At 69.4% G+C, this 25,179-nt stretch carries 27 protein-coding genes; 10 read left to right on the top strand and 17 right to left on the bottom strand.

Annotated features, from left to right (window positions below):
- The first annotated feature begins 6 nt into the window (after positions 1-6).
- Genes puhA through hemA form a run of 7 tightly spaced genes read left to right on the top strand, consistent with a single transcriptional unit; the run spans position 7 to position 5,220 of the window.
- Positions 7-774, top strand: coding sequence for a photosynthetic reaction center subunit H (gene puhA / locus COC42_RS04570; RefSeq protein WP_096342043.1), 768 nt, complete (start codon positions 7-9; stop codon positions 772-774).
- Entirely contained in the window at positions 774-1,382 is a 609-nt protein-coding gene (gene puhB, locus COC42_RS04565) for a photosynthetic complex putative assembly protein PuhB (RefSeq protein ID WP_245843840.1), read from the top strand. The genes puhA and puhB overlap by 1 nt, the downstream gene beginning before the upstream one ends.
- Complete coding sequence (puhC, locus tag COC42_RS04560) at positions 1,379-1,855, top strand: photosynthetic complex assembly protein PuhC (protein WP_096342041.1); 477 nt, start codon at positions 1,379-1,381, stop codon at positions 1,853-1,855. Before puhB ends, puhC begins: the two co-directional genes overlap by 4 nt.
- Positions 1,852-2,148 (top strand): hypothetical protein, encoded by a 297-nt coding sequence (locus COC42_RS04555; protein WP_096342040.1) that lies wholly within the window; start codon positions 1,852-1,854, stop codon positions 2,146-2,148. The genes puhC and COC42_RS04555 overlap by 4 nt, the downstream gene beginning before the upstream one ends.
- Entirely contained in the window at positions 2,145-3,206 is a 1,062-nt protein-coding gene (gene acsF, locus COC42_RS04550) for a magnesium-protoporphyrin IX monomethyl ester (oxidative) cyclase (protein ID WP_096342039.1), read from the top strand. Before COC42_RS04555 ends, acsF begins: the two co-directional genes overlap by 4 nt.
- On the top strand, positions 3,203-4,000 hold the full coding sequence (gene puhE / locus COC42_RS04545; protein ID WP_096342038.1) for a putative photosynthetic complex assembly protein PuhE: 798 nt from the start codon (positions 3,203-3,205) through the stop codon (positions 3,998-4,000). Before acsF ends, puhE begins: the two co-directional genes overlap by 4 nt.
- Entirely contained in the window at positions 3,997-5,220 is a 1,224-nt protein-coding gene (gene hemA / locus COC42_RS04540) for a 5-aminolevulinate synthase (protein ID WP_096342037.1), read from the top strand. The genes puhE and hemA overlap by 4 nt, the downstream gene beginning before the upstream one ends.
- Positions 5,221-5,425: 205 nt before the next feature.
- Here hemA and COC42_RS04535 read toward each other — a convergent pair whose 3' ends face one another.
- The 11 genes from COC42_RS04535 to COC42_RS04485 all read right to left on the bottom strand — a co-directional run bounded on the left by COC42_RS04535 (position 5,426) and on the right by COC42_RS04485 (position 16,462).
- Entirely contained in the window at positions 5,426-6,676 is a 1,251-nt protein-coding gene (locus tag COC42_RS04535) for a DUF3422 family protein (protein ID WP_096342036.1), read from the bottom strand.
- A 98-nt stretch (positions 6,677-6,774) separates the two neighbouring features.
- Positions 6,775-7,896, bottom strand: a complete 1,122-nt coding sequence (gene pufC / locus COC42_RS04530; protein ID WP_096342035.1) for a photosynthetic reaction center cytochrome PufC — start codon at positions 7,894-7,896, stop codon at positions 6,775-6,777.
- Entirely contained in the window at positions 7,893-8,864 is a 972-nt protein-coding gene (pufM, locus tag COC42_RS04525) for a photosynthetic reaction center subunit M (protein ID WP_217991273.1), read from the bottom strand. The genes pufC and pufM overlap by 4 nt, the downstream gene beginning before the upstream one ends.
- A gap of 14 nt (positions 8,865-8,878) precedes the next feature.
- Positions 8,879-9,703: a photosynthetic reaction center subunit L gene (gene pufL / locus COC42_RS04520; RefSeq protein ID WP_096342033.1), complete on the bottom strand. Its 825-nt coding sequence runs from the start codon at positions 9,701-9,703 to the stop codon at positions 8,879-8,881.
- Between the two features lie 118 nt (positions 9,704-9,821).
- Positions 9,822-9,998, bottom strand: a complete 177-nt coding sequence (gene pufA / locus COC42_RS04515; RefSeq protein WP_096342032.1) for a light-harvesting antenna LH1, alpha subunit — start codon at positions 9,996-9,998, stop codon at positions 9,822-9,824.
- 47 nt (positions 9,999-10,045) lie between these two features.
- Positions 10,046-10,198, bottom strand: coding sequence for a light-harvesting antenna LH1, beta subunit (pufB, locus tag COC42_RS04510; RefSeq protein ID WP_096342031.1), 153 nt, complete (start codon positions 10,196-10,198; stop codon positions 10,046-10,048).
- 140 nt (positions 10,199-10,338) lie between these two features.
- Entirely contained in the window at positions 10,339-11,784 is a 1,446-nt protein-coding gene (gene bchZ / locus COC42_RS04505) for a chlorophyllide a reductase subunit Z (protein WP_096342030.1), read from the bottom strand.
- A complete protein-coding gene (gene bchY / locus COC42_RS04500; RefSeq protein ID WP_096343093.1) occupies positions 11,781-13,373 on the bottom strand; it encodes a chlorophyllide a reductase subunit Y in 1,593 nt (530 codons plus the stop codon). Before bchY ends, bchZ begins: the two co-directional genes overlap by 4 nt.
- On the bottom strand, positions 13,363-14,346 hold the full coding sequence (locus tag COC42_RS04495; protein WP_096342029.1) for a chlorophyllide a reductase iron protein subunit X: 984 nt from the start codon (positions 14,344-14,346) through the stop codon (positions 13,363-13,365). Before COC42_RS04495 ends, bchY begins: the two co-directional genes overlap by 11 nt.
- Positions 14,343-15,269: a chlorophyll synthesis pathway protein BchC gene (gene bchC / locus COC42_RS04490; RefSeq protein WP_096342028.1), complete on the bottom strand. Its 927-nt coding sequence runs from the start codon at positions 15,267-15,269 to the stop codon at positions 14,343-14,345. The genes COC42_RS04495 and bchC overlap by 4 nt, the downstream gene beginning before the upstream one ends.
- A 98-nt stretch (positions 15,270-15,367) precedes the next feature.
- Positions 15,368-16,462, bottom strand: coding sequence for a methyltransferase (locus tag COC42_RS04485; RefSeq protein ID WP_096342027.1), 1,095 nt, complete (start codon positions 16,460-16,462; stop codon positions 15,368-15,370).
- 55 nt (positions 16,463-16,517) lie between these two features.
- On the opposite strand from COC42_RS04485, the gene crtD reads away from it, so the two are divergent.
- Both crtD and COC42_RS04475 read left to right on the top strand, forming a co-directional pair.
- Complete coding sequence (gene crtD / locus COC42_RS04480) at positions 16,518-18,071, top strand: 1-hydroxycarotenoid 3,4-desaturase CrtD (RefSeq protein ID WP_096342026.1); 1,554 nt, start codon at positions 16,518-16,520, stop codon at positions 18,069-18,071.
- Entirely contained in the window at positions 18,005-18,904 is a 900-nt protein-coding gene (locus COC42_RS04475; RefSeq protein WP_245843837.1) for a hydratase, read from the top strand. Before crtD ends, COC42_RS04475 begins: the two co-directional genes overlap by 67 nt.
- Here the strand turns inward: COC42_RS04475 and COC42_RS04470 are convergent.
- Genes COC42_RS04470 through COC42_RS04455 form a run of 4 tightly spaced genes read right to left on the bottom strand, consistent with a single transcriptional unit; the run spans position 18,833 to position 22,492 of the window.
- Complete coding sequence (locus tag COC42_RS04470; RefSeq protein ID WP_096342025.1) at positions 18,833-19,015, bottom strand: hypothetical protein; 183 nt, start codon at positions 19,013-19,015, stop codon at positions 18,833-18,835. The two genes, COC42_RS04475 and COC42_RS04470, sit on opposite strands and share 72 nt — an antisense overlap.
- Positions 19,012-19,884, bottom strand: a complete 873-nt coding sequence (bchO, locus tag COC42_RS04465; protein WP_096342024.1) for an alpha/beta fold hydrolase BchO — start codon at positions 19,882-19,884, stop codon at positions 19,012-19,014. Before bchO ends, COC42_RS04470 begins: the two co-directional genes overlap by 4 nt.
- Positions 19,881-21,524, bottom strand: a complete 1,644-nt coding sequence (locus COC42_RS04460) for a magnesium chelatase subunit D (protein WP_096342023.1) — start codon at positions 21,522-21,524, stop codon at positions 19,881-19,883. Before COC42_RS04460 ends, bchO begins: the two co-directional genes overlap by 4 nt.
- On the bottom strand, positions 21,521-22,492 hold the full coding sequence (locus COC42_RS04455) for a magnesium chelatase ATPase subunit I (protein ID WP_096343091.1): 972 nt from the start codon (positions 22,490-22,492) through the stop codon (positions 21,521-21,523). The genes COC42_RS04460 and COC42_RS04455 overlap by 4 nt, the downstream gene beginning before the upstream one ends.
- 45 nt (positions 22,493-22,537) lie before the next feature.
- On the opposite strand from COC42_RS04455, the gene COC42_RS04450 reads away from it, so the two are divergent.
- Positions 22,538-23,035, top strand: a complete 498-nt coding sequence (locus COC42_RS04450) for a TspO/MBR family protein (RefSeq protein WP_096342022.1) — start codon at positions 22,538-22,540, stop codon at positions 23,033-23,035.
- Between the two features lie 19 nt (positions 23,036-23,054).
- Here the strand turns inward: COC42_RS04450 and COC42_RS04445 are convergent, their stop codons facing one another.
- Both COC42_RS04445 and COC42_RS04440 read right to left on the bottom strand, forming a co-directional pair.
- The gene (locus COC42_RS04445; protein WP_176484554.1) at positions 23,055-23,849 is read right to left on the bottom strand and encodes a LytR/AlgR family response regulator transcription factor; all 795 of its coding nucleotides are present in this window, start codon (positions 23,847-23,849) and stop codon (positions 23,055-23,057) included.
- Positions 23,836-24,996: a sensor histidine kinase gene (locus COC42_RS04440; RefSeq protein ID WP_096342020.1), complete on the bottom strand. Its 1,161-nt coding sequence runs from the start codon at positions 24,994-24,996 to the stop codon at positions 23,836-23,838. The genes COC42_RS04445 and COC42_RS04440 overlap by 14 nt, the downstream gene beginning before the upstream one ends.
- Positions 24,997-25,179: the final 183 nt, after the last annotated feature.

Genomic DNA, 25,179 nt, shown 5'->3' with positions numbered 1-25,179 from the left:
ACGGCCATGCATCCCGATCTCACCCCCGGTCTCGACGTTGCCATGCTGGTGTTCTGGGCGTTCCTGTTGTTCTTCACCGGCCTGATCTTCTATCTGCGGCGCGAGGACCGCCGCGAGGGCTACCCGCTCGAGGACACGGTCACGGGCCGCGTCGACACGCCCGGCGGGCCGCTCAGCACCGCGTCCCCCAAGTCGTTCAAACTCCCCTTCGGCCACGGCCTCGTCTTCACGCCCACCAAAGGCCGCGAGCCGGTGGACATCGCCGCGCGGCGCACCGACCGCTTTCCCGGCGCGCCCTATGCGCCGACCGGCGATCCGTTCGCCGACGGCATCGGCCCGGCGGCGTGGGCGGAGCGGGCGAAGCGCCCCGACCTCGACATGGAGGGGCATCCGCGGCTCGTGCCGCTGACCGGCGCGGCGGGGTTCAGCATCGCCTATCCCGATCCGGGGCTGAAGGGCTGGCCCATCTATGGCCTCGACGGGGTGCTCGCGGGCCATGTCACCGACCTCTGGATCGACAAGGCCGATCGCCTGGTCCGCTATATCCAGTTCGATGCGGAGGGCGCGCCGGCGCTCGTCCCGATGATGATGGCATCGGTCAGCCGCGGTCGTCGCCGCATCGTGGTGGACGCGCTCAACGGCGCGCAGTTTGCCGGCGTGCCGCGGCTCGCCGCGACGGGTCAGGTTACGCTCTATGAGGAGGAGCGCATCCAGGCCTATTTCGGCGGCGGCTATCTCTATGCCAGCCGCAACCGGCAGGAGCCGTTCCTGTGATGGAGCATGAGGTCGAGCCGGTGCCGGGCCTGCCCGGCCATCTGCCCCCCGGCGAGACGATGCTGTGGCAGGGGCGGCCCGACCGCGCGAGCCTCGCCCGCCACGCTTTCCACACTCGCGGCGTGGCGATCTACTTCGCGCTTCTCACCGCCCTTGCGCTGGCGAGTGGCGGACCGACGGCGGCGACGATCACCGCCGGGCTCGGCGTGGCGGCAGTCGGCCTGCTCCACCTGTTCGCCTGGGGCGCGGCGAAGACGACGATCTACACGCTGACCGATCGGCGCGTGGTACTGCGGATCGGGACGGCGGTGCCGAAGTGCGTAAACCTGCCGCTGTCGCAGATCGGCGCCGTCGACATGGCGGTGCGGCGCGACGGCACGGGCGACCTGCCGCTGACGCTCGCGAGCGGCGCCGGGCTTGGCTATCTCGCGCTCTGGCCGCATGCCCGGCCGTTCCGGCTCGGACGACCGCAGCCGATGCTGCGCTCGCTTCAGGACCCGCAGGCGGTTGCCGCGCTGCTCGCGCGCGCCTGCCTCGCTGCCGGTGCTGCGCGGGCCGAGGTGCGGCCGGTGGCCGTGCCGCTGTTTGAGGGGGCGCAGGCGGCATGAGCCACGATCACGCCACCATGCTGCCGCGCGGGACGATCGCGCTGACCGGCGCGCTCGTCCTGTTCGCGATTGGCGCGACTGCGGCGGTGCGGATCACCGGCACCCCGCTCGCCGCCTCGCCGACGGCGCTGCGCGCCGCCGAGCGCGTCGCACCCGCCGCCAGCCGCACGCTCCGCTTCAGCGACCGCGCCGACGGCGCCGTGGTGATCGAGGATGTGGGGAGCGGCAGCGTGGCGCAGGTGATCGAGCCCGGCCAGCAGACCGGCTTCATCCGCGGCGTCATGCGCGGCCTCGCGCGCGAACGGCGCATGAAGGGGGTGGGGGAGGGGCCGCCCTTCGCCCTGACGCTGTGGCGCGACGGCCAGCTGTCGCTGACCGACACCGCTACCGGCCGGTCGATCGAACTCACCGCCTTCGGCGCGAGCAACCGCGCCGCCTTCGCCGCGCTCCTGCCAACAGAGACCCAGCCATGATCGCGCTCCGCCGTACCCGCTTCGACACCGACTGCCGTGTCGAGCTCGAGCACAGCGACGAGTTCCTCTGCGCGCATGTCGTGCTGGCGAACGATGTCGAGCTGGGGCCGGGCGACCGGGTGCGGGTTCACGGCGCGCCGATCGTCATCGGCTTTGGCGAGCGCGCCGTCGTCGAGCGCACCGCCACCGTCGAGCGCGCCTCCACCGCCGAGCGGCTGTGGACCAAGCTTGCCGGCCATTTCGAGATGACCGAGCTTTACGAAGTCAGCTTCAGCGATCGGACCCGGCTATGAACGCGATCTCCCCCGTCACCGCCGCCCCCGACACGATGGCGATCGCGCGCGAGGACACGGTGCTGTCCCCGCGCTTCTACACCACCGATTTCGACGCGCTCGACCGCATCGACGTGTCGGGCGTGCGCCGCGAATGGGATGCGCTCATCAAGGAAATGGCGGACGATCCCAATCGCCTGCATTTCAAGCGCACCCAGGCGTTCGACGGCGTGATCGAGAGCCTGCCTGAAGACCTTCGCGCCGAGTTCACGGACTTCCTCGTCAGCTCGCTCACCGCCGAGTTTTCGGGCTGCATCCTCTATGCAGAGATCGCCAAGCGGGTCAAGAATCCCGACATCAAGCAGCTGTTCAAGCTGATGAGCCGCGACGAGAGCCGGCATGCGGGCTTCATCAACGATACGCTCAAGGATGCGGGGATCGGCATCGACCTCGGCTTCCTGACGCGCACCAAGAAATACACCTATTTCCGGCCGAAATTCATCTTCTACGCGACTTATCTGAGCGAGAAGATCGGCTATGCCCGCTACATCACCATCTTCCGCCATCTGGCGCGGCATCCGGAGCTTCGCTTCCACCCGATCTTCGACTGGTTCGAATTGTGGTGCAACGACGAGTTCCGCCACGGCGACGCCTTCGCGATCCTGATGCGCACCGATCCGAAGCTGCTGACCGGGGTCAACAAGCTCTGGATCCGCTTCTTCCTCGTCGCGGTCTATGCGACCATGTATGTGCGCGATCACAACCGGCCGGCCTTTCACAAGGCGCTGGGCATCGACCCCACCGACTACGACCAGCGGGTCTTCACGATCTGCTCGGAAATCACGCGGCAGGTTTTTCCGGTTGTGCTCGACACCGACTCGCCGCGGTTTTTGACGCTGCTCGACCAGATGCGGCGGATCGCGGTGGCGATCGACGTGGCCAAGGCGCGCGGCGTAGTCGGCGCGGTCAAGCGCGCGGGGCTAATGGTCGCGGCGGCCGCGACCTTCGCCGGCCTCTACCTCACCCCGGTCAAGCGCAACGAGGCGCCCGCCGATGTGCGCTTGGTGCCCGCCTGGTGACGCTGCCGCCGCTCCTCTTCGCACTCGCCATGTGGTTCGCCGGGACCGCCGCGGTGGTGTGGCTGTGCAGCCGGCCGCGTGCCGGGTTCGCGCGCAGCCTGGCGCTGGCAGGGAGCGTGGCGCTCGGCGCGACGACGGTAGTGGCGATCACCGCGGGCGATGCGGGGGCAGGCGGCGCCTATGCTGCATTCGCCGGGACGATCATCATCTGGGGCTGGCACGAGATGAGCTTCCTGATGGGCCATGTTGCCGGCCCCAACCGGGCGGACTGTCCGCCGGGTGCGATCGGCTGGGCGCGGTTCCGGGCGGCGACGGCGACGGTAGTTTATCACGAGCTGGCGATTGCCGCGACGCTGATCGCGCTGATCGCGCTGACCTGGGGTCAGCCCAACCAGATCGCGCCCCTGACCTTCGCCCTTCTCTTCGCGATGCGGCTGTCGGCGAAGTTCAACCTCTACCTTGGCGTCCCAAATCTCAGCGACGAGGTGTTCCCGGCGCATCTCGCCTATCTGAAGAGCTATTTCCGCACCGCACCGATGAACGGGCTGTTCCCGCTTTCCATCCTGGGCGGCACAGCCGCCGCAGTGCTCGCCTGGCGTGCCGCTGAGGCTGCATCGCCCGAGAGCGGGATGGCGGTAGGCATGAGTCTTTTGGCCGGGCTTGCGGTCCTTGGCGTGACCGAGCATTTGTTCCTGGTCCTTCCGCTGCGCGATGGGCGGCTGTTTGCTTGGGCGCTTCATGGCAACAAGGCGGTCCGAACCGCCGGCATAGAGTTCGATGGGAGAAGGCGATGAACTACGACGCGGTGTTCGCGCAGCAGCTGGACGGCCTGCGCGAGGCGGGGAACTACCGCGTCTTCGCCGAGATCGAGCGGCAGGCGGGTCAGTTCCCGCGCGCGCGCCGCTGGGTCGAGGGCGCGCAGGTCGCCGACGTCACCGTCTGGTGCTCGAACGATTATCTGGGCATGGGCCAGCATCCCAAGGTGCTCGACGCGATGCACGACGCGCTCGACCGCTGTGGCGCGGGCGCGGGGGGGACGCGCAACATCTCGGGCACCAACCACCAGCATGTGCTGCTCGAGGCCGAGCTTGCCGACCTGCACGGCAAGGAAGCGGCGCTGATCTTCACCTCGGGCTATGTGTCGAACTGGGCGTCGCTCTCGACGCTCGCCTCGCGGCTGCCGAACTGCGTCATCTTGTCCGACGCGCTCAACCACGCCTCGATGATCGAGGGGATGCGACACAGCCGCGCCGAGTGCCTGCGCTTTCGCCACAACGACGTCGCGCACCTCGACGAGCTCTTGTCGGGCATCGCCCCTGACCGACCGAAGATCGTCGCGTTCGAGAGCGTCTATTCGATGGACGGCGACATCGCCCCGATCGAGGAGATCATCGAGATCTGCGAGAAGCACGGCGCGCTGTCGTACATCGACGAGGTGCATGCCGTCGGCCTTTACGGCCCGCGCGGTGGCGGCGTCGCCGAAGCGCGCGGCCTGATGCACCGCATCGACGTGATCGAGGGGACGCTGGGCAAGGCATTCGGCGTCATGGGCGGCTATATCGCCGCGTCCAGGACCCTCTGCGATTTCGTTCGCAGCTTCGCGAGCGGCTTCATCTTCTCGACCGCGCTGCCGCCGGCGATCGCCGCGGGCGCGGCGGCGTCGATCCGACACCTGAAGGACAGCCAGATCGAGCGGACGCGGCATCAGAACCGCGTCCGCATCGTCCGCGAGCGGCTCGACGCGATGGGCATCCCGCATCTGCCCAACGACAGCCACATCATCCCGGTGATGGTCGGCGACGCGCACCACGCCAAGATGATCTCCGACTGGCTGATGGAGCATCACGGCATCTATGTGCAGCCGATCAACTATCCCACCGTGCCCAAGGGGACCGAGCGGCTGCGAATCACGCCTTCGCCCGTCCACACCGACCGCGACATCGATCGGCTTGTCGAGGCGCTGAGCGAGATCTGGTCGCAATGCGCGCTGGCGCGGCGCGAAATGGCGGCTTGACCGGTTCATCACGTCGGATCGGGACCGGCGTGACGGAAGCGGCTTAGTTTTGATGCGCCCTCTCGGAATGACATGTGCCCCGGCGAAGACCGGGGATCAGCCACGATGGCCTTAAGGTCACATTGCAAGCTGCAACGACTCGCTGCAGGGCCCTCGCCTCAACCGGGGTAGGCCATTGCGCCGCAAGGACGCGTTCGCGTTCAACTCACCCGTGCAGCCGCTTCCGCACCCGCAGCATCGACAGCGCCACCCCGGCGACGACGAACGGCACCGCCACCGCCATCGCGACTTCCTTGTGCAGCCCCGGCACTGCCTTCGCGACATAGCCGATCAGCGCGACCAGGTAGTAGCTGATCGCCACCACCGACAGTCCCTCGACCGTCTGCTGGAGCCGCAGCTGCAGGTCGGTGCGACGGTCCATCGAGGTGAGAAGGTCGCGGTTCTGCCTGGCCAGCGCGATGTCGATGCGCGTGCGCAACAGTTCGCTGGTCCAGGCGGCGCGCTGCGACAGGTCCTCAAGCCGCGCGGTGAAGCTGTCGCAGGTGCGTACCGCGGGCATCAGCCGCCGCTCGGTGAAGTCGTCGAGCGACTGATAGCCGGCCACCGGCCCGATGCGCAGTCGCTCGAGCCGCTCGATCGCGAGCTTGGCATAGGCCTGTGTCGCACTCATCCGGTAGCGCGTCTCGGCGAGCAGTTGGGCGAGGTTGGAGGAGAGATAGGTGAGTTCGTCGAGCAGCGGATCGTCGGCGGTATCGCGCTCGCCGACGCGCACCGTGAGCTCGGCGAGGCGCGCCTCGAGCGCACTGACGTCGGGCGTAAGGCGCTGCGCGAGCGGCAGGCCGAGCAGCGCCATCTTGCGGTAATTGCCGAGCTCCTGGAGCCGCAGGACAAGCTGGGCCGGCTCGTCGCCCGCCAGCCCTCTGTCGAACACCAGCAGCCGGCCATAGCCGTCGTCGTGCAGCCTGAAATCGGAGATCACGCGCGCCGCGCCGCCGGCCACGTCGCACTCGATGATCGCCTCGTCGCTGAACAGCCGCGCCCGCTCGGCAGGGGTGGGGAGCGGCGCGTCGCGGTCGGCGATGGCGATGCGCACCGCGCGGATGATCTCGCCAGGCATGTCCTTCAAGAGGTCGGTCAGCAGCGGTTCGAACGGCGCATGTTCAAACGGCGCGTCAAACGCGCCGGGGCGCAGCAGCGTATAGGTCGCGAACTCGGTATGCCGTTCCCAGACGAGCGTCAGCGCACCCAGGCGAACCACCCCGTATTTGCCCGCGATCGGCACCACGGTCTCGCCGCATGCTGCCAGCGCCTCGACATGCGCACGCGCGTCCTCGCCGGCGCTCTCGCCCAGCAGAGTGACAATCTGGACCAGCGCGGCGGGGGCGGCGAAGCGCGGGATGCGCCGGACGTGCATCTCCGCCGACAGCGCAGCGCGCAGGCGGTGACTGACGATCATCGGGCGTCCCTCCGTTCCCGCGGCCTCAGTGCGGCGTTACCTGCTGCCCGATCCGGCGCGCATCGGCAATGCGCGTCTTCGCCCGCCGAGGGCGCGCCCTATTGCCGCGCCGGGGTCGGCGCCGGTTCGTTCTTCCCCGTCATCGCGCCCGGATTGGCAAGCGCGTCGAGCACCGCGCCGCTGCCGGCCGGTCCCGCCTCGGTCGCGGCGGGGGTGACGAGGGGGCCGCGCAGCACCGGCGCCTGATCGATCATGCTGACCCCGCCCAGCGGCTTCGACAGACCCTGGTGACACGTGGTGCAGTTGACCTTGTACGGGTCGCCATGCGGCCCCTTGCGATTGGCGGGGAATACCGACTGGAGCGGCGAGATATACTCGTCGTTGGACTGGCGCACCATGCGGATGCCGTAATAGGCGGTTGCGCGCTGCCCGCGGCTGAGGTTCCAGGCGCGGAACGACTGGCTGTTGTGACAATAGGTGCAATTGACGCCGAGCGCCGAGCTGACGTGCATCATCAGGCCGTAGCTCTTCTCCGCATCCTTGATCGACACGACGTGGTCGGCCGAAGGCAGCGCATTGTCGGAGGCGACACGGATATTCGCCTTCCCCGCGAAGTAGGCGGCGAAGGGATCCGAGGGCAGCGAGGCGTAGCCGACATTCGGGTCGGGCGCGTTCTGGCCGCGGCGGTTGCCCCGGATCGAGCGCGGATTGGGCGTGCCGTCGGCGAGCGCCCATTTGAAGTCGGGTACCGGCTTGCCGCGGTGACAGGTGTAGCAGGTGACGCCCGTCTGCTTGACGTGGCTGGCCCAGGTCGAATTGATCCGCTGCGTCATCTGGATCATGCGCCGCGCGACGATCTTGGTGTATTTCTCGTCGGAGGCCATGTTCTCGGGATTGTGGCAATAGTTGCAGCCGGCCTCGGGCGGGGCGACCCACTGGTTCATCTCGGCCATCAGATGGTTGAACCGCTCGGTGCTGAGCCCGCCCAGCACCTGCACGTTCTGATAGGTTTCGGAGGCGCGCGGCCCCTCGTCGGGGGGCAGCGGATAGGGGGCGGGCGGGATCGCCGTCGCTTCCGCCACGCGGCTGCGATCGACGATCTGGGCGAGGCCCGCGCCGCGATAGCCCGTCTGGACCGAATCCTTGGGGCCGAGGTCGCAACCGGCGAGCAGCGTCAGCGTGGCGCCGCCGATCGCGGCGATCGTCAGGGATCGGGTCATCGCGGGGCTCCCGGCAGGGTGGCAGGATCGAGGACGCCGGTGCTGGGATAGTCGGGGGCAAAGCTGTGGAGCACCGCCCACAGATACCAGTTGTCGACGACGGTCCCGGTCAACAGGATGCCGATGCCGCCGGTGATGGGGCAGAGCACCGCAAACCACCACGCCCAGCGGTGGATCGATTCCATCGTCGCGTTGAACCCCATCGTCCAGCGCCAGAACAGGGCCGCGCGCTCCGACGCGGTGCCGCGGTCGGTGATCTGCTCGATCTCGCGCTCGCCGCCATAGCGCCCGACCGCCAGGATCGTCGCGCCGTGCATCGCGAAGAGCAGCGTCGATCCGTAAAGGAAGACGATCGAGAGGCAGTGGAAGGGGTTGTAGAAAAGGTTGCCGTAGCGGATCGAAAAGGCCGCGGTCCAATCGAGGTGCGGGAAGATGCCGAACGGCACCGCTTCGGCCCAACTGCCCATCAGCAGCGGGCGGACGAAGCCGAGCACGAGGATGAGGAAGATGCCGGCGGCGAACGCCCAGGCGACGTGCGTGCCCATCCCCATCGTTTTGGCGCGGCGATAGGTGCGCAGCCAGAACAGGATGAGCGAGGCGCTCATGAAGAAGCCCGCCATCTGCCACCATCCGCCCTCGGCGAGCGGGACGGCCAGCGTGAAGCCCCATTCCGGCCCCGGCGGCTCAAGCGCCAGCCAGGGAAGCTGGCGGACGAACTGAATCGGATCCCAGTTGACGCTGGCCCACATGTTAAGGCCGATGATCTCGATCGCGAGGAACGCACAGACCAGCGACGCCACGCCCAACGTGCCGAGATAGAAGGGCCCGATCTGCGCATTGCCGAGCTTGCCGATCCAGTAGTTGTAGGTCGCAAGGTTGCCGCGGTCGAAGGTGCTCGGCGGCACCGGCGGGCCGGCCTCAAGCGGGCCGCGCAGCTGAACCTGGGTGAAGATGTTCTGATATTGCATCGTTCTAGCCCCCATCACGACCAGATCGGCAGGTTGAGCCACCAGGTCCACCATTCGGGCCAGCCGCGCGTCCAGAAGGGGCCGGAGATGATGATGCAGATGGCGCTCCAGAAACCCGCCGAAAGGGCAAGGAGCAGGCCGAGGCGGTGGATGCCGAGGGTTCCCACCGAATAGCCGATCGAATCGCGGAAGAAGGCGTCCTCATACTCGGGCGACTTCACCTCTTGGCCCTTGCCCGGATTGACCGAGGAAAGGACGAGCGCGCCGTGGAAGGCGAGGGCGCCGCCGGTCATGAAGAAGAAGCTGACCGCGAGCATATGCGCGGGATTGTAGTGGAAGTGGAGATACTGATAGCCGGTGTTCGACACCCAATCGAGATGGCTGAAGATGCCGTAGGGGAAACCATGTCCCCAGGCACCCAGCATCAGCGGGCGGATCACGACGAGGCTGACATAGGCGAAGATCGCGAAGCCATAGGCGAAGGGGACGTGATACCCCATGCCGAGCTTGCGGCAGATCTCGACCTCGCGCAGCGCCCAGGAGGTGAAGGCGACGATCGCGCAGATGGTGATGATCTGCCAGAACCCACCCTCGCGCAGCGGCGCCAGCGCCAGGCCATATTCGAGGTCGGGCGGCGCGATGTTGATGAGCCAGGGATTCCACGTCGGCCCCAGCGAAGCCGCGTAGAAGATCAGTGCCGTCCCCAGGATCGCGCTGATCGCGGTGGTGACGCCGAAGAAGCCGACATAGAAGGGGCCGACCCAGAAATCGAACAGGTCGCCGCCGATCAGCGTGCCGCCCCTGACCCGATATTTTCGCTCGAAGCTCAAGAGCGCCATGTCTGCCTCTCCTCACCGCAGCACGTCCGCCGCGGGTGGTCCCGTCGATCGTCAGGGTGTTTCGGGTGGGCCGGCCGGCGCGAACCGGCGCCTGCCCACCCGAAAGCGGGTGTACGCGTCAGGTGCCGGGCATCGCCGGGGCGGCCGCCGCAGGGGGCGTGCGCGGGCCGTCGAGCCAGTTGAACTTGTCGGTGCTGAGCAGGATGAAGTGAATCAACAGCGCCAGCACGAACAGGAAGACGAAAAGTGCGACCAGCGCGCGGCGCGGGTCAAAGATGAGCCATATTCTCCACATCGCGTGGGTTCCTTTCGGTTATCGGCTGGAGGATCGCGAACCCGGCCTCAGAGCCAGGGGCGCCAGTTCCAGACGAGCACGTGGGCGACGACGGCCACGGCGGTGAAGATCAGGAAGCTCGTGATGAAGAGCTTGTGAAACTCCTTGGCTTCTTCGGGGCTGAGGTATGTTCCCGGCCCCATCCGTTCTGGATCGTTCATGTTCTACGTCTCCGTTGTTCCGACGATGACAGGAGCGTGGACCGGCCTGCCCGGCGGTATCCGCGCATGGGGCCAGCCCATGCGAGGATCGTGAGTCCGCTGGCGCCCCGTGGCACGTCGGCGGAGAAGGCGGGGCGCCGTCATGGCACCCGACTTTCGGCTAGCGCGAGCGCGAGGCGCTCGGGCGAGACGCTGTCCTCGCCGGCGCGGCGCGCGGCACGTTCGGCGGCGTCGCGGATGCGCTTGGCGGCGGAGATGCGGACGAGCACGGGCACGCGCTCGACCGCGGCGTCGAACTCGCGCTTGGCAAGGTCATCCCATTGCAGCTCCCGGTCGAGCCGCGAGGGCGTGGCCTCCACCCGGTCGAGCTGGCCGGCCAGCGGCAGGATGTGGAAAAGCGCGTCGAACAGCGCGTTGCACACTTCCTGGACAAGGTAGGTTGCGCCCGCATAGCCCATGAACGGCGTGCCGGTATGGCGGCGGATCACCGCGCCGGGGAAGCTGGCCGGAATATGCACGCCGCGCCCGCCCGCCTCGGCCATATAGATGCGCTCGTTGACGCTGCCGAACAGGATGAGCGGCGGGTTGGTCGCGATCGACGCGCGGATCGCCTCGTTATCTGGCTTGGTCCCCGCCGTGCGCGACACCGCGAGCGTGCAGGGGAGGCCCATCTCTTCTTCGAGGAAGCGGCGAATGCCTCTCGTATAGGTTTCGGTGGCGACGATGCCGAAGCTCGCGGTGCCGAAAAAGTCCTGCGTGACCGAGCGCCACAGGTCCCAGAGCGGCTTGATCGTGGTGTGCTTCTCGCGCTCGATGAACGGCTCGGGGTCGAGGTCGAGCAGCTCGCCGAGCTTGCGCAGGAACAAGGTCGTGCTCTCAAGCCCGATCGGCGCCTGGAGGTACGGGCGCTCGAGCGCTTCGCAGAGTCCGCGACCGAACTCGCGGTACAAGCAGACATTGACCTCGGCATGGGCAAGCTTGCCGACATCGGCGAGGTGGCTGCCGAGCGGGAAGGTCATGTTGACCTCGGCCCCGATCCCCTCGACCAGCCGCCGGATTTCGGCGAGGTCGGAGGGCATGTTGAAGGTGCCGTACATCGGCCCGATGATGTTGACGCGCGGCCGCTCGCCGTCCTTGCGCGGCTTGACCGGCGGCACGCGCTTCGGCCCGAATTGCGTCCAGAGCCAGGTCAGCGCGCGATCGCCGGACTGCCACTGATCCTCGTCGATTGTGCGCGGCAGGAAACGCTGGATGCTCGTCCCCTCGGGCGTGACGCCGCCGCCGATCATCTCGGCGATCGATCCCGTGACCACGACCGAGGGGAGGTCGGGATCGAGCGTACCCCAGGCCCGCTTCATCGCCCCTTCGGTCCCATCGCGGCCGAGCTCCTGCTCGCCCACGCCCGTGACCGTGATCGGCAGCTCGTGCGGCGGCAGCGCGTCGGTGTAGTGGAGGACCGAGGTGACGGGCAGGTTCTCGCAGCCCACCGGGCCGTCGATGATGACCTGCAGCCCCTTGATCGCGGTAAAGGCGTAGACTGCGCCCCAATAGCCGCCAGCCCGATCATGGTCGATGACGAGGGTCATGTGCCGACATGCTCCTCTGCCTTGGCCGCGGCGATCCGGCGCGCGGCGTACTTGGCTTTGAAGCCGGGGCGATTCTCGGGCGTGTCGGTCCAGACGCCCGTCGCATGGCCGGTGCCGACGCCCTCGAAAAAGGCGCTCATCCGGTCGAAGCGATGCTTGTTGGCCAGCGCCCCGCCCACCACGGCGGCGAGGCTGCCCGCACCCGCCGGCCCCATCAGCGGCCGCGCGGAGATGAGGTTGGTGAAGTAGAGCGCGGGGATCGAGCGCTGCTTGGCATGCTGCACGACGGGGGTCGTGCCGATCGCCAGGTCGGGGGCGAAGACATCGACGGCGGCGAGGTCCTGTTCCAGGCTGGCGCGATACTGGACGCGGGTGCCGCGCGCCTCCAGCCAGTCGCGATCGGGATCGCTCCAGCGCGTGCGCGGGCAGGCGGTGCCCACATAAGGGACGTCGGCGCCGCTTTCGATCAGGAGGCGAGCGATGAGCAGTTCGGAGCCCTCATAGCCGGACACGGTGATGCGCCCCCTGATCGGCCGCGCGGCGAGCGCGCCGCGGATGGCGGGGAGGATGCGGTCCTTGGCGGCGGCGACCTGTCGCTCCGCGATCCCGCACGCCGCGCCGATCGCGTCGAGCCAGGCGGCGGTGCCGTCGACGCCGACAGGGGCCGAGCCGACGACGGCACGGCCAGCCGCCTCGAACTCGCGAATGCTTGCGGTGTAGAAGGGGTGGATCGCCCCGACGACCGCGCAGTCGAGCGCGGCATAGAGCTCGCGCCATTCGCGCGTCGGCACGACCGGACCGGCGGCAAGGCCCATCGGCTCGAGCATCAGGCCAATACCCGGCGGGTCTGCCGGGAACATCTCGCCGAGCAGCGTCACGGTCGGGCGGTCTGTGCGCGTCGCGGGCGCGGCGACGGGACCGACCTCGGCCTCGGCCCGCGCATAGGCGAGCATCGCACCCGCCAGCACGTCCTTCGCCTCGGCATGGGTCGGCACGCCGAAGCCGGGCACGTCGATGCCGATCACCCGGACCCCGTTGATCGCGTCGGGCAGGAGCTGAAGGGGCACGCCGCTGGCGGTCGGCACGCACAGGTTGGTCACGACAATCGTGTCGTAGAGCGCCGGGTCCGCCAGCTGGTGGACGGCGTCGCGAATGTCCTCGAACAGCTTGCCGGTGACGAGCGTTTCCGAGCTGAAGGGGACGTAGCCGACACTGCGCCGCGCGCCGTAGAAATGGCTGGTGAAGGTGAGGCCATAGACGCAGCAGGCCGATCCCGACAGCACCGTCGCCGTCCGCCGCATGCGCAGGCCGACGCGCAGCGAGCCGAACGCAGGGCACATGGATTGAGGCTGGTCGTGGGGACCTTTCGGATAATCGGCGGCGTAGCGGTCGAGGATCTCGGCCTTGCCCGCGGCGGTGGCGGCGTCGTGGAGGGTGTCCTTCGAGGAACACGAAAATCCCTTCCCTTCAGGGGAAGGGCTGGGGCGGGACCTGTCGGCAGACAAGTCAGTCTCTGTGAGACGCGAACTCTCCGCCCCCACCCTCAACGGGAGGGGCTCGGCCAGATCGAGGCGATCCTTAAACCGCATCATACACCACTTCGAGACTGGCTTTGGGCACATAGGCCGCACCGCGCATGTCGGCCTGGGTCGCTGGCTTGAGCGCGAAGTCGGCGCCCGTCACCTCAGCGCTGAACAGGCTGAGCAGCCCATCCTGGTCGAGGGGACTGGGGCGCAGCGGCGGGGCGGCGGCGACGTTCGTCGCCAGCTGCTCGAAGATCGAGGCCCATTCGCCGCCGGGCTTGCCGATGATCTGATAGTTGGCGCTCTTCTTGCGGATGTCCTCGTTCGCCGGGATCGCCGTCAGCACCGGAATGCCCACTGCCTCTGCAAAGGCATTGGCCTCGCCCGTGCCGTCGTCCTTGTTCAGGATCATGCCGGCGACGCCGACATTGCCGCCCAGCCGCCGGAAATATTCTACCGCCTTGCAAACGTTGTTGGCGACGTAGAGCGATTGCAGGTCGTTCGATGCGACGACGATCACCTTCTGGCACATGTCGCGCGCGATCGGCAGGCCGAACCCGCCGCAGACGACGTCGCCCAAGAAATCGAGCAGAACATAGTCGAAGCCCCACTCGTGAAAGCCCAGCTTCTCCAGCGTCTCGAAACCGTGAATGATTCCGCGCCCACCGCAGCCGCGGCCGACCTCCGGCCCGCCCAGCTCCATCGCGAACACGCCGTCGCGCTGGAAGCAGACATCCTCGATCCCGATCTCCTCACCCGCCAGCTTCTTGGCGGCCGAGGTCTCGATGATCGTGGGGGTCGATCGGCCACCGAACAGGAGGCTGGTCGTGTCGCTCTTTGGATCGCAGCCGATCAGGAGGACGCGCTTGCCCTGCTGCGCCATCATGTAGCTCAAATTGGCGAGCGCGAACGACTTGCCGCTACCGCCCTTGCCATAGATGGCGATGATCTGCGTTTCCTTGGTCACCGGGCCGGTGGGCACCGGATCGGGCTCGAACGAGGCTTCCTCGCGCAACTCGCCGGGATCGAACATGCTCATATCGTTCTCCAGTCGAGCACCATTTTCAGGCACGCGGGATCGGTGAAGGCCTGCGGGTAGGCGTCGGCTGCCTCGCCCGCGGGGCGGGCGTGGGTGATGAGGCCGGTGAGGTCGAGCAGCCCGGCGTCGATCAGCGCGAGCACGCCGGCGATGTCGGCAGGGGTGAATTCGGCAGCGATGTTCAGTCGCGCTTCGCGCATGAAGGCGGGCGGGAAGGCGAAGGCGAGGCGGTCGTAGAAGCCCGCCAGCGTGACCGTGCCCCGCCTGGCGATCCGGGCAAAGGCGAGGTCGAGTATGTCGGCGGCGCCGCTGGCATCGAGGATCGCGACGTAGTCGCGGCAGTCGTCGTCCGCGGGATCGATGACGTCATAGTCGAAGGCGTCACGGCGGGCGGGATCGGTTTCCCAGACGGTCGGCGCGCTGCCGCCGCTGGCGATGGCGATGCGCGCGATCAGCCGGCCCAGAATGCCGTGGCCGATGACGAGCTCGGGCACGCCGCCTACCTCGATCGCGTGATAGGCGGTGGCGGCAAGGGCGAGAAGGATGCCGTCGCGCCCGAGTGTCTCGCGGATCGGGATCGCGCGGGCGGCGGGCATGACGACGCTGGCCGCTGCGCCGCCGAACAGGCCGCGCGCACCCTGGAAGCAATTGGCGCCGGGGACGAACACCCACTCGCCGATCCGGCCACGTGCGTCGATGCCGGCATCGACGATGCGGCCGACCGATTCGTAGCCGGGGACCAGTGGATAGCCCATGCCGGGGAAGCTCGGCATCCGGCCCGCCCAAAGGAGCTTTTCGGTGCCCGAGGAAATGCCGCTCCATTCGACCGCGACGCGCACGTCGCCGGACCCCATAGGCGTGAGGGCGAGCGGGCGCAGCGAAAGCTGCTCCGGCGCCTCGAGTATGACCGCAACCGCGTCCATACGTTCCATCCCCTACACGGCGTGACGTGATAGTCCGGCGTGCAGTCGTCATCCTACGCTGACGTATATGAATGTCAATTAATCTAGACAGCCCTTCGTTACGGTCGCGCTGTTACGGCGCTGGCAACGAGCGGCAATGGGGTGCGAAGGGGGCGTACACGCCTGAAGCCTGCTTCGCGCAGCATCGCGCCGATCTCCTGCATCGTGCGGGGCCGGCCGGAGCCCATCGCGAGCAGATAGAGCTCGAAATAGCTCCCGACACCGCCAGCACCACGCGTGCCGGCCATCGGCTCGGCGATCAGCAGGGTGCCGCCGGGTGGCAATGCTGCACGTACGGCGCGCAGCAATTGCATCGCCGGGACATCGTCATGGTCGTGCAGGACGCGGATCAGGGTGATCAGGTCGTAGCCTGTCGGCAGCGGATCAGTGAGGAAGTCACCGCGGTGGATCGCGACGCCGTCGCCGAGTCGCGCCCGCGACCGCTCGCCCACGGCGGGCAGGTCGAACAGCCCGCGATCGAGTTCAGGCACGGCCCGGGCCACGGCCGACAGGAACGCGCCTTCGCCGCCACCGATATCGAGGACGCGCGCATGTCGGTCGAAGCGATAGGCTGCCAGCGCCTGTGCCGCGACCATCGGCTGCGACGCCGCCATCAACGCCGAGTAGGGTGCTACCGCAGCGGCATCGCCCGCTCCCGACGCCTCGGCATAGTGCCAGTGACGTGACAGCGCGCCGCCCCCACCGCCGCGGCGAAGAAGGGCCAGCGGGTCGGCGAGGTCGGCGTAGAGCAGTCGGTGATGCGCCACCATCTCGGCGATGCCTGGATTGCCGAGCAGGGCCGCCCCCTCGCTGCCGAGCGCCCAGCGCTGATCCAGTCGTTCGACGAGCCCGAGCCCCTCGGCGGTGCGGAGCAGGCGCTCGGCGGCGTCGGCGGGAAGGCCGATCCTGGCAGCAAGGTCGTCGGCACCGCGGGGTCCGCCACGCAGATGGTCGAGCAGCCGGGTCTCGATACAGGCGGCCAGCAGCTGAGAATAGGTGAAGCCGGCGACCAGATCGAAGAGCGTCCGCGCGCGCCGCCGTGCGACCGGGCGCAAGAACGGCGATCGCGCCGCGAAGCGCTGGAAGCGGGGCGAGCCGATGACGCCGTTGCGCCAGGCGATCCATTGCTCTCGGAGGTCGGTGGACGATTTCATATGTCAAGCAATGTGGACACGTGTTAGTCTCGTCGTCAATGAGAGGAGCGGCGGAATGACCGACGCGCGCGTGATCGTCATCGGTGCCGGGGTGGGGGGCATGGTCGCCGCCGCGCTGCTCGCAGCGCGCGGCCACGACGTGACGCTGGTCGAGGCGCAGCCGCGACCCGGCGGCAAGCTGCGCGCGATTTCGGTCGACGGCCATGCGATCGACGCCGGTCCCACCGTCTTTACGATGCGCGAGGTGATCGAGGACGTGTTTGCCGAATGCGGCCTGCGGCTCGGCGATTTCGTGACCATGCAGCCAGCGACCACGCTCGCACGTCACGCCTGGGGCGAAGCGCGACTGGACCTGTTCGCCGATCCGGCCGCGAGCGAGGCGGCGATCGGCGACTTCGCCGGTGCTGCCGAGGCAAGTGGCTATCGCGCCTTTCGCGCGGAGGCGAAGCGGCTGTTCGAGGCATGCGATGCGCCGTTCCTGCGCGCGCCCAAGCCCGATCCGCTGACGCTCGGCTGGCGGATGGGCCTGCGGGGCCTGCCGGATTACCTGAACCTGCGCGCCTACACGTCGATGTGGCGCGCACTCGGGGGCTATTTCCGCGACCCGCGCCTGCAACAATTGTTCGGCCGATACGCCACCTATTGCGGCTCCTCGCCCTTCGCCGCGCCCGCCACGCTGATGTTGATCGCGCATGTCGAGGCGAGCGGAGTGTGGCTGGTCGTGGGGGGAATGCACCGGCTGGCCGCGGCGCTCGCGACGCTCTGCGGGCGGATGGGCGTCACGACGCGGTACGGTGAGCGGGTGCGGGAGATTCGCGTTGAGCGAGGCCGCGCGGCGGGCGTGACGCTTGAGAGCGGCGAGGTGCTGGCGGCCTCGCGGATCGTCTGCGCGGCCGATCCGGTCGCGATCGGCTCGGGGACGTTCGGGCCGGCCGTTGCCCGCGCCTCGTCGCGCGTTGCCCCGCGCCGCCGCTCGCTCAGCGCGATGGTCTGGAGCGCGAACGCCCGCTGCGGCGGCTTTCCGCTCGCGCGGCACAACGTTTTCTTCTCGGACGACTATCGCGCCGAATTCGATGCGCTCGCCCGCGGACAGCTGGCCGAGGCGCCGTCAGTCTATCTCTGCGCGCAGGATCGCGGCGACGCCGGCGGCGCGCCGGGCGGGCGCGAGCGCATCCAGATCATCGTCAACGCGCCTGCCACCGGCGACGGCGCGCCCCTTTCAAGCCAGGAGATCGACCGGTGCAGGCGGCAGATGCTGGACGGCGTTTCGCGGGCGGGGCTTTCGCTCGATCTGGGGTCGGAAGCAGTGCTGACGACACCGCGCGACTTCGCGCGCCTCTGTCCGTCGACGGGTGGAGCCCTTTATGGACCGGCCTCGCACGGATGGGCGGCGTCCTTCCGCCGGCAGGGCAGCCGAACGTCGATCCCTGGGCTCTATTGCGCGGGCGGGAGCACGCACCCGGGCGCCGGCGTCCCGATGGCGGCGCTTTCCGGCCGACTAGCCGCCGACTGCCTGCTGCGGGACCACGCTTCGATGTCGTTGTGGCACCGGGCGGCTATGCCTGGTGGTATGTCGACGCGACCAGCGACTGCGGCCGCTACGGGCTGACGATCATCGCGTTCGTCGGCAGCGTCTTCTCGCCCTATTACAAGGTGACGGGGCGGGGGCGGCCCGACAATCACTGCGCGATCAACGTGTCGCTGACGGGGAAGGGTGCCGGCGCCTGGGCGATGACCGAGCGGGGGCAACGCCGCGTGGACCGCGGGCGCGACCATTTCGCGCTCGGGCCAAGCGCGCTTTCGTGGGACGGCGATGCACTCTCGATCGAGATCGATGAATGGTCGGCACCGCTCCCCTATCGCGTGAAGGGGCGGGTGCGGATCAGTCCCGAGATGATCGGGACCACCGCCTTCCTGCTCGACCCCGCCGGCCGGCACCGCTGGCACCCCGTCGCGCCGCGCGCGCGGATCGAGGTAGCGATGACGCATCCAGGCGTCAGCTGGTCAGGTGCCGGCTATTTCGATTCGAACTTCGGCGACGAGGCACTGGAGGAAGGGTTCGACGACTGGCACTGGGCGCGTGCGCATCTGAGCCGCGACGTGGCGGTGCTTTACGAGGGGCGGCGGCGTGGCGGCGCGCCGTTCGAACTGGCACTCCGCTTCGATCCGCAGGGGCGCTGGCACGACTGCGTCCAGCCGCCCAAGGCGCGGCTGCCGCGCACCGGCTGGCTGATCGAGCGGGCAACGCGCGCCGATGCGGGGGCCGATCCGCGCGTCCTCAAGACCTGGATCGACGCGCCCTTCTATGCCCGCAGCGCGCTGTCCACGCGCCTGTTCGGCGAGGCGGCACAGGCGGTCCACGAAAGCTTGTCACTCGGGCGGTTTCGGTCGCCCATTGTCCAGACCATGCTCCCCTATCGGATGCCGCGCGCCTTCTGGTGAGCGGTCCTTGGCGATCTCGCGGTTGATCGAGACGAGCTGCCAGATGCCGAGCCCGAACACGACGACCGCGACCAGCGCCATGTCGAGAATGCCGAAGACGTGATCGCTCATGCGCTGTCCTTCAGTGCGGCGAGGATGAGGGCCGCGACCTCACCCGGTCGCTCTTCGTGCGCGAGGTGGCCGAGGCCGGGCAAGCCGGTCGTTCGCCCATCAGGGACCAAGGCCGCCGCCTCTCGCGCGGTTGCGATCGGAATCGCCGCGTCGCGCTCGCCGTGGATCAGGCGAAGCGGCGGGGCGAGGCGCGGCAGGTCGCGCTTCAGCGCGTCGAGGTCCCACTCGGCCATCATCGCGATCGCCGCGCCGACATGATCGGGGTCACGCAGCAGCCGTTCGTAGAGCGCCACTCCCTCGGGCTCGATCGTCGAGCCGGTCGCGCGGACCACGAAGCGGGCGGTCTCCCCCTGCATCCGCGCCATGCCCGCGAAGAGGTGCGGTGCGAAGGGATTGACGAACAGCATCCGCGCCATCGTCGGAAACAGCGCGGCGGCAAGGTCGGGAAAGGGGAGGAGGGCGGCACCGAGCCCGACGATCGTCTGCGGTTCGGCAATGCCGTCGAGCGCCATTCGCGCGCCCAGCGCCGCACCCGCCGAATGGCCGACGATCGCGTCGGGCGCGACCTCCAGGGTGGCGAGCAGCCCGCGGATCGCCTTCGCCATCGCCGCCATCGTCATGCCGCCCGGCGGCCGTCCGGCGCTGAAGCCGTGGCCCGGCAGGTCGGGCGCGACCACGGTGTATCGCTCGGCCAGCAGCGGGGCGAGGTCGCGCCAGCTGTGCGTCGCCGCGCCGGTGCCGTGGAGCAGCAGCAGCGGCGGCCCGTCGCCCAGCACCTGCACATGCCAGCGGAGCGCCCCTTGCGTGACGAAGCGGCTGTGCTCGCGAAGCGGCCAGTCGCGGCCCTCGACCGACCAGCGCAGGCTCACGCCGCCTGCACGGCGCTGATCGCGGCGTGCATCGCGGCCGCGTCGGCGCGCGGCAGCGGCAGGTAGCGCGCTCGCATCGTTGCGGCGAGCATCGCCCCCTCGGGCCGGGGCCGCGCCGAGATGTCGACAAAGGCGGCGGCGATCCCGGCCAGCCCGATCGCGCGCGCGGCGGCGGCGGCATCGCTTTCGGCGAGGGCTCGGACGGTGCTGCCGTCGGCGGCAATGTTGGCGCGCCCGTCGGTCAGCACGACGACGAAGGGGGTACGGCCCTTTGCCCGCGCAGCCTCGGCAAGCAGGCGGGCGGCGTCGAGCCCGGCGGCAAGCGGCGTGCCCCCGCCGCCGGGCAGGTCCGCGAGCGAGCGGCGCGCGCGCGTCAGCGAGCGGGTGGGGGGCAGCAGCAACTCCGCGCCCGTGCCGCGAAAGGCGATCAGCGCGACCTCGGCGCGCTTCACATAGGCTTCGGCAAGCAACAGCTCGACAGCGCCCTTGGCCTCTGCCAGCCGCGCCAGCGCCGACGAGCCCGAGGCATCGACCGCGAAGATCGTCAGGGCCTCTGCGCGCGCCTCGAACCGGCGGATGCGCAGGTCATCGCGGCGGATGAGGACCCGGTTTTGGCGCCCCCGCAATCGCTGCCATGGCGCAGCGGCGCGCAGCGTGTCGATCAGCGACAGCCGCTTGCCGCCGCCGGGCAGCCCCGCTCGCGCGCCGAGCGGCCGGCCGCGCGCATGCCCCAGCCGCCGCTCGCCCGCGCCGTTCGCGCGCGCGCGCTGGCGGCTTCGTCCCTCGGCGACGCGCGCGAGCAGGTCTGGCGGCAGCGCGGCAAGCGCGGCGGCGAGGACGAGGTCGTCGAGCGGCGGGGTGTCGGTAGCGGCCTCCTCCTGCCCCTCGCCCTGTTCGGGCGGCGGAGGCGGCGCTTCGGCGGCTTCGGGCTCGGCTGGCCGTTGCGTCGCGCGCGGGGCGAGGACGAGGCGGGCGGCAAGCGCGAGGTCGGCGACGGTGACGAGGCAGCGGCCCTCCGCCCGCGCCGCTGCCCGCGCGGCGCGCAGCGCGAAGCCGGGGGCGCGGGCCGAGGCGATGCCGAGCGCGGCGGCGGTGGTCACGAGCGCCTCGATCGCGCCGGGCGGGTCGGCGGCGCGCGCGGCGGGCGCGACAGGCGGCAGCGCCGCGCCGGGCCGCGCGTCGGTCAGGTCGATGTGGAAGGCAAGCCGCTCGGCAAGGGCCGCGGGCGGCCTGGCGTCGGCCTCGACCCCGTCGTCGAGGGCGATCGTGACGAAGCGCGCCTCGCCGGTGTCGATCGCGGCGGCGATGCGGCCGGCGACGGCCTCCGACAGGCGCTCGGCCATCGGCAGCACGACGAAGCCGCCCGCCGCCTCCGCCAGCAGCCCCTCGCGCCGAACAGGTCGCCCCGCGGCCAGCGTGGCGGTGAGGTTGATGCCGCCGAGCAGCCGCTCGTCATCGACATTGACGGGGATGCGCCGTTCGGGGCCGAGCCCCGCGCGCAGTTCGGCGAGCACCGCCTCGCGCAGCATCTCGCCGCCTTTCAGGACGATACCGCCCAGTCCAGGGTCGATCGCGCAGAGCCGGGCGGCGAGAAGCGCGTCGGCGAGCGCGTCGGGCGCCGAAACGCCCGCCGGGCTCACGCCGCCTGCGCCAGGTCGGCGAGCGCGCGTTCGATGCGGACGGTGGAGCCCGTCTCGTCGAGGACGTTGCGGCGGAGGCGATGGCGCAGCGCCATCGGCGCGACCGCGGCGACATGGGCGGGGGTGGCGGCGCCCGCGCCCTCCAGCGCGGCGACCGCGCGGGCGGCGCGCATCAGCGTGAGTTCGCCGCGCAGGCCGTCTGCCCCCACCGCCATGCAGAGCTGCGCGGCATAGCCGAGCACCTCGTCGGGCACGTCGATATCCGGCAGCGCGTCGCGCGCGCGGGCGAGGCGGCGGAGCGTCTTGCGCTCGGCCTTTTCCCATGTCGCGGCAAACCCATCGGGATCCCGCTCGAAACCGTCGCAGCGTTTCAGGATCTCGATCCGGTCGGGCAGGCGCGCGGGCGTGCGCACCTCGACCGACAGGCCGAACCGGTCGAGCAGCTGCGGGCGCAGCTCGCCTTCCTCGGGGTTGCCGCTGCCGACCAGCACGAAGCGCGCGGGGTGGCGGACGCTCAGCCCCTCGCGCTCGACGACATTCTCGCCTGAGGCGGCGACGTCGAGGAGCAGATCGACGATATGATCCTCGAGCAGGTTGATCTCGTCGATATAGAGGAAGCCGCCGTTCGCGCGCGCGAGCAGCCCCGGCTCGAACGCCTTTTCGCCGGCGCCCAGCGCGCGTTCGAGATCGAGCGCGCCGACGACGCGGTCCTCGGTCGCGCCCAAGGGTAGGTCGATGAAGGGAACGGGCACGCGGCCCTTGCGGGGCGTCCCGTCCTGATAGCCGGCTCTGGCGGCGGGGACGGGGGGCAGCAGCGCGGCGAGCGCGCGGACCGCGGTCGACTTGCCCGTGCCGCGATCGCCGAACACCATCACGCCGCCGATCCGCGCATCGACCGCGGCGATGAGCAGCGCCTGCTTCATCTCGTCCTGGCCGACGATCGCCGAGAAGGGGAACGATCTGCGCACGAACCGCTTGTAACACACACTGGACACGCGGCAAGACAGGCAAAGATGACAAATTGGACCCCGATCCTCGTCGCCGGCGGCGGCGCGCTGTTCCTCGGCCTCGCCGGCGGGCTGCTGACCCGGATCGGGCCGTGGTACCGCAACTTGCGCAAACCCTCGTTCCAGCCGCCAGACTGGCTGTTCGGGCCGGCCTGGACGATCATCTTGGGGTTGGCGGCGTGGTCGGCGGTAATCGCGTGGGAAGCGGCGGCGGGGGATACTGGCGCGCGCCGCGCGGTGGTCATCCTGTTCCTCGTCAACGCGGTCTGCCACTTCCTGTGGAGTCCGTTGTTCTTCAAGCTGCGCCGACCCGACTGGGCGCTGGCCGAGGTCGTGTTTCTTTGGGCTTCGCTCGTCGCGCTGGTCGTCGGGCTGTGGCCGATCTCGCGTTTCGCCGCGATGCTGATCCTGCCCTATCTGGCGTGGGTCAGCTTCGCGGCGGTGCTCAATCGGGCGATCGTGCGGCTCAACGGGCCGTTCGACGCGCGCGCCGTGCGGGGCTGATCCTTCGACTCCCGCCGCGTCACAGCGGCTGGCCGAGCACCGCCTCGACGCCCGCGCGATAGGTGCGGCTCATGGCAAGGCGCGTGCCCGATTTCAGCACCACTTCGAACTCGCCGTGCGAGCGCCGTTCGAGCGAGTCGATCGCGCCCACATTGACGAGGTGCGAGCGGTGGATGCGTACGAAGCGAAAGGGGTCGAGCCGTTCCGCGACTGAGGCGAGGCCCGCGCGGTAGAGATAGGCCGCGCCGCCGCTATGGACATTGACGTAGACGCCCGCCGCCTCGACCCGCTCGATCTCCGCGGTGCTGATGAGGCGCGTGGCGTCGCGCGTTCGCACCGCGATCCACTCCCAGATCGCGCCCGGCCGCGCACGCGCAGCGATGAGTTGAAGCATCTCGGGGCCGAAGGCGTTGGCATCGCCCGCGGCTGCCGGCCGTTCCGCAATCCGCGCCCGGACGCGCTCGATCGTGGCGGCGAAGCGCCGGTCGCTGAAGGGCTTGAGCAGGTAATCGACCGCCTCGACCTCGAACGCCTGGATCGCGAACCGGTCGAAGGCGGTGACGAATACCGTCGGCGGCATCCGGTCCGGCCCGATTGCCTCGATCACGCCGAAGCCGTCGAGGCCGGGCATCTGGACGTCGAGGAGGACCAGGTCAGGCCGCGCCGCGTCGATCGCGGCGACCGCCTCGACCCCGTTTTCGGCTGTCCGTACCTCGCCGATGGCGCGATCGGCGGCGAGCAGCTCGCACAGCCGCCGCCGCGCGGGCGCCTCGTCATCGACGACGAGGACCGACAATCGGTCAGGCGCCGGCATCGCCGGCCGCGTCGTGATAGGGCAGGCGAATGCGGACCTCGGTCCCCGCCTCGGGCCGCCGGGCGATGCTGAACTCGTGGCCGCCACTGCCGCCATAGAGCGCCTGCAGCCGCTCGCGTGTGACCCGCACGCCGAGCCCCGCCGAGCCGTCGGGCAGCCAGTGCGGCGGCAGGCCCACGCCGTCGTCGGCGACCCGCACCTCGAGCTCGTCGCCCACCCGATCGGCGGTCACCACCACCTCGCCTCCGCCCAGCCGTCGCTCTAGCCCATGACGGACCGAGTTCTCGACCAGCGGCTGGAGGAACAGCGAGGGCACCAGCGCGCCCAGTGTCGCCGGATCGGCCTCGATCCGGAACTGGATGCGCTCGCCGAAGCGGTGCTTCTGGATGGCGATATAGCGATCGAGCAGCGCCAGTTCCTGCGCCAGGCTGATCTCGGTCCGGTTCTGGCAGTCGAGCGAGTGGCGCAGCAGCGCGCCCAGATCCTCGATCATCTCGCGCGCGAGGGCGGGGTTGGCCGCCACCTCCGACGAAATGGCGTTGAGCGAGTTGAACAGGAAATGCGGCTCGAGCTGCAGCCGCAGCGCATCGAGCCGCGTCTCGACGAGCCGCTTCTCGACGCGCTCGAGCTCGACCTGGCTGATCAGGAGGCGGCCGTGAAACTTGAGCGCCTGGAGCACGCCCACGAACGCGCAATAGGTGATCCACCCGCCGAGATAGAAGTAGACGCCGAAATCGGCGCTGCGCAGCGGATTCCACCAGATTGAAGGCACCGGATAGAGGATGACCGCGGCGACGTAGGTGTGGACGATGCTGAAGGGTACGCTGAGCAGCAGGTGCGCAACTGCAAGGCGCAGCACCTGTGGATTGGCGCGCGTCAGCGCCCGATCGACCAGCAGGATCGCCGGCGTCAGCAGCGCCCAGGACCAGGTTTCGACGAACTTCGCGAACACCTCGTCCCAGCGAATGCCGCCGATCATGTCGGGCACCGCCTGGAACACACCCGCCGCCGTCCAGATCGCGATCACCGCGAGTACCGAGCGCCATGACCAGCCGACATGCCGCGCCGCCCGGTCCTCGGCTCGCTCGGCGTCGGCGGGCAGTTCGGGCGCGAGCAGGATCGGGGCGGCGGTCGGGATCATCAGCATCGTTATCGTCCATCCGGCCGCGCGTTTGAAGTACGGCGCTGTTTGCCGTCTGCGACCGCGTCCGACCACGCGAGGATCGTATTTTGTTACGAGCGGGACTGGCAGCACGTGAACCGGCTCGCGAGCGGAACGAGCCGGTACGGATCAATCGCTAAGTGAACAAAAACCGCCGTAAAACAGAGG

This window comes from Sphingomonas spermidinifaciens, assembly GCF_002351485.1.
GTDB classification, from domain to species: domain Bacteria; phylum Pseudomonadota; class Alphaproteobacteria; order Sphingomonadales; family Sphingomonadaceae; genus Sphingomonas; species Sphingomonas spermidinifaciens.
The sequence above is the reverse complement of the archived record's forward strand: the minus strand, read 5'-3'. Positions and strand labels throughout refer to the sequence as shown.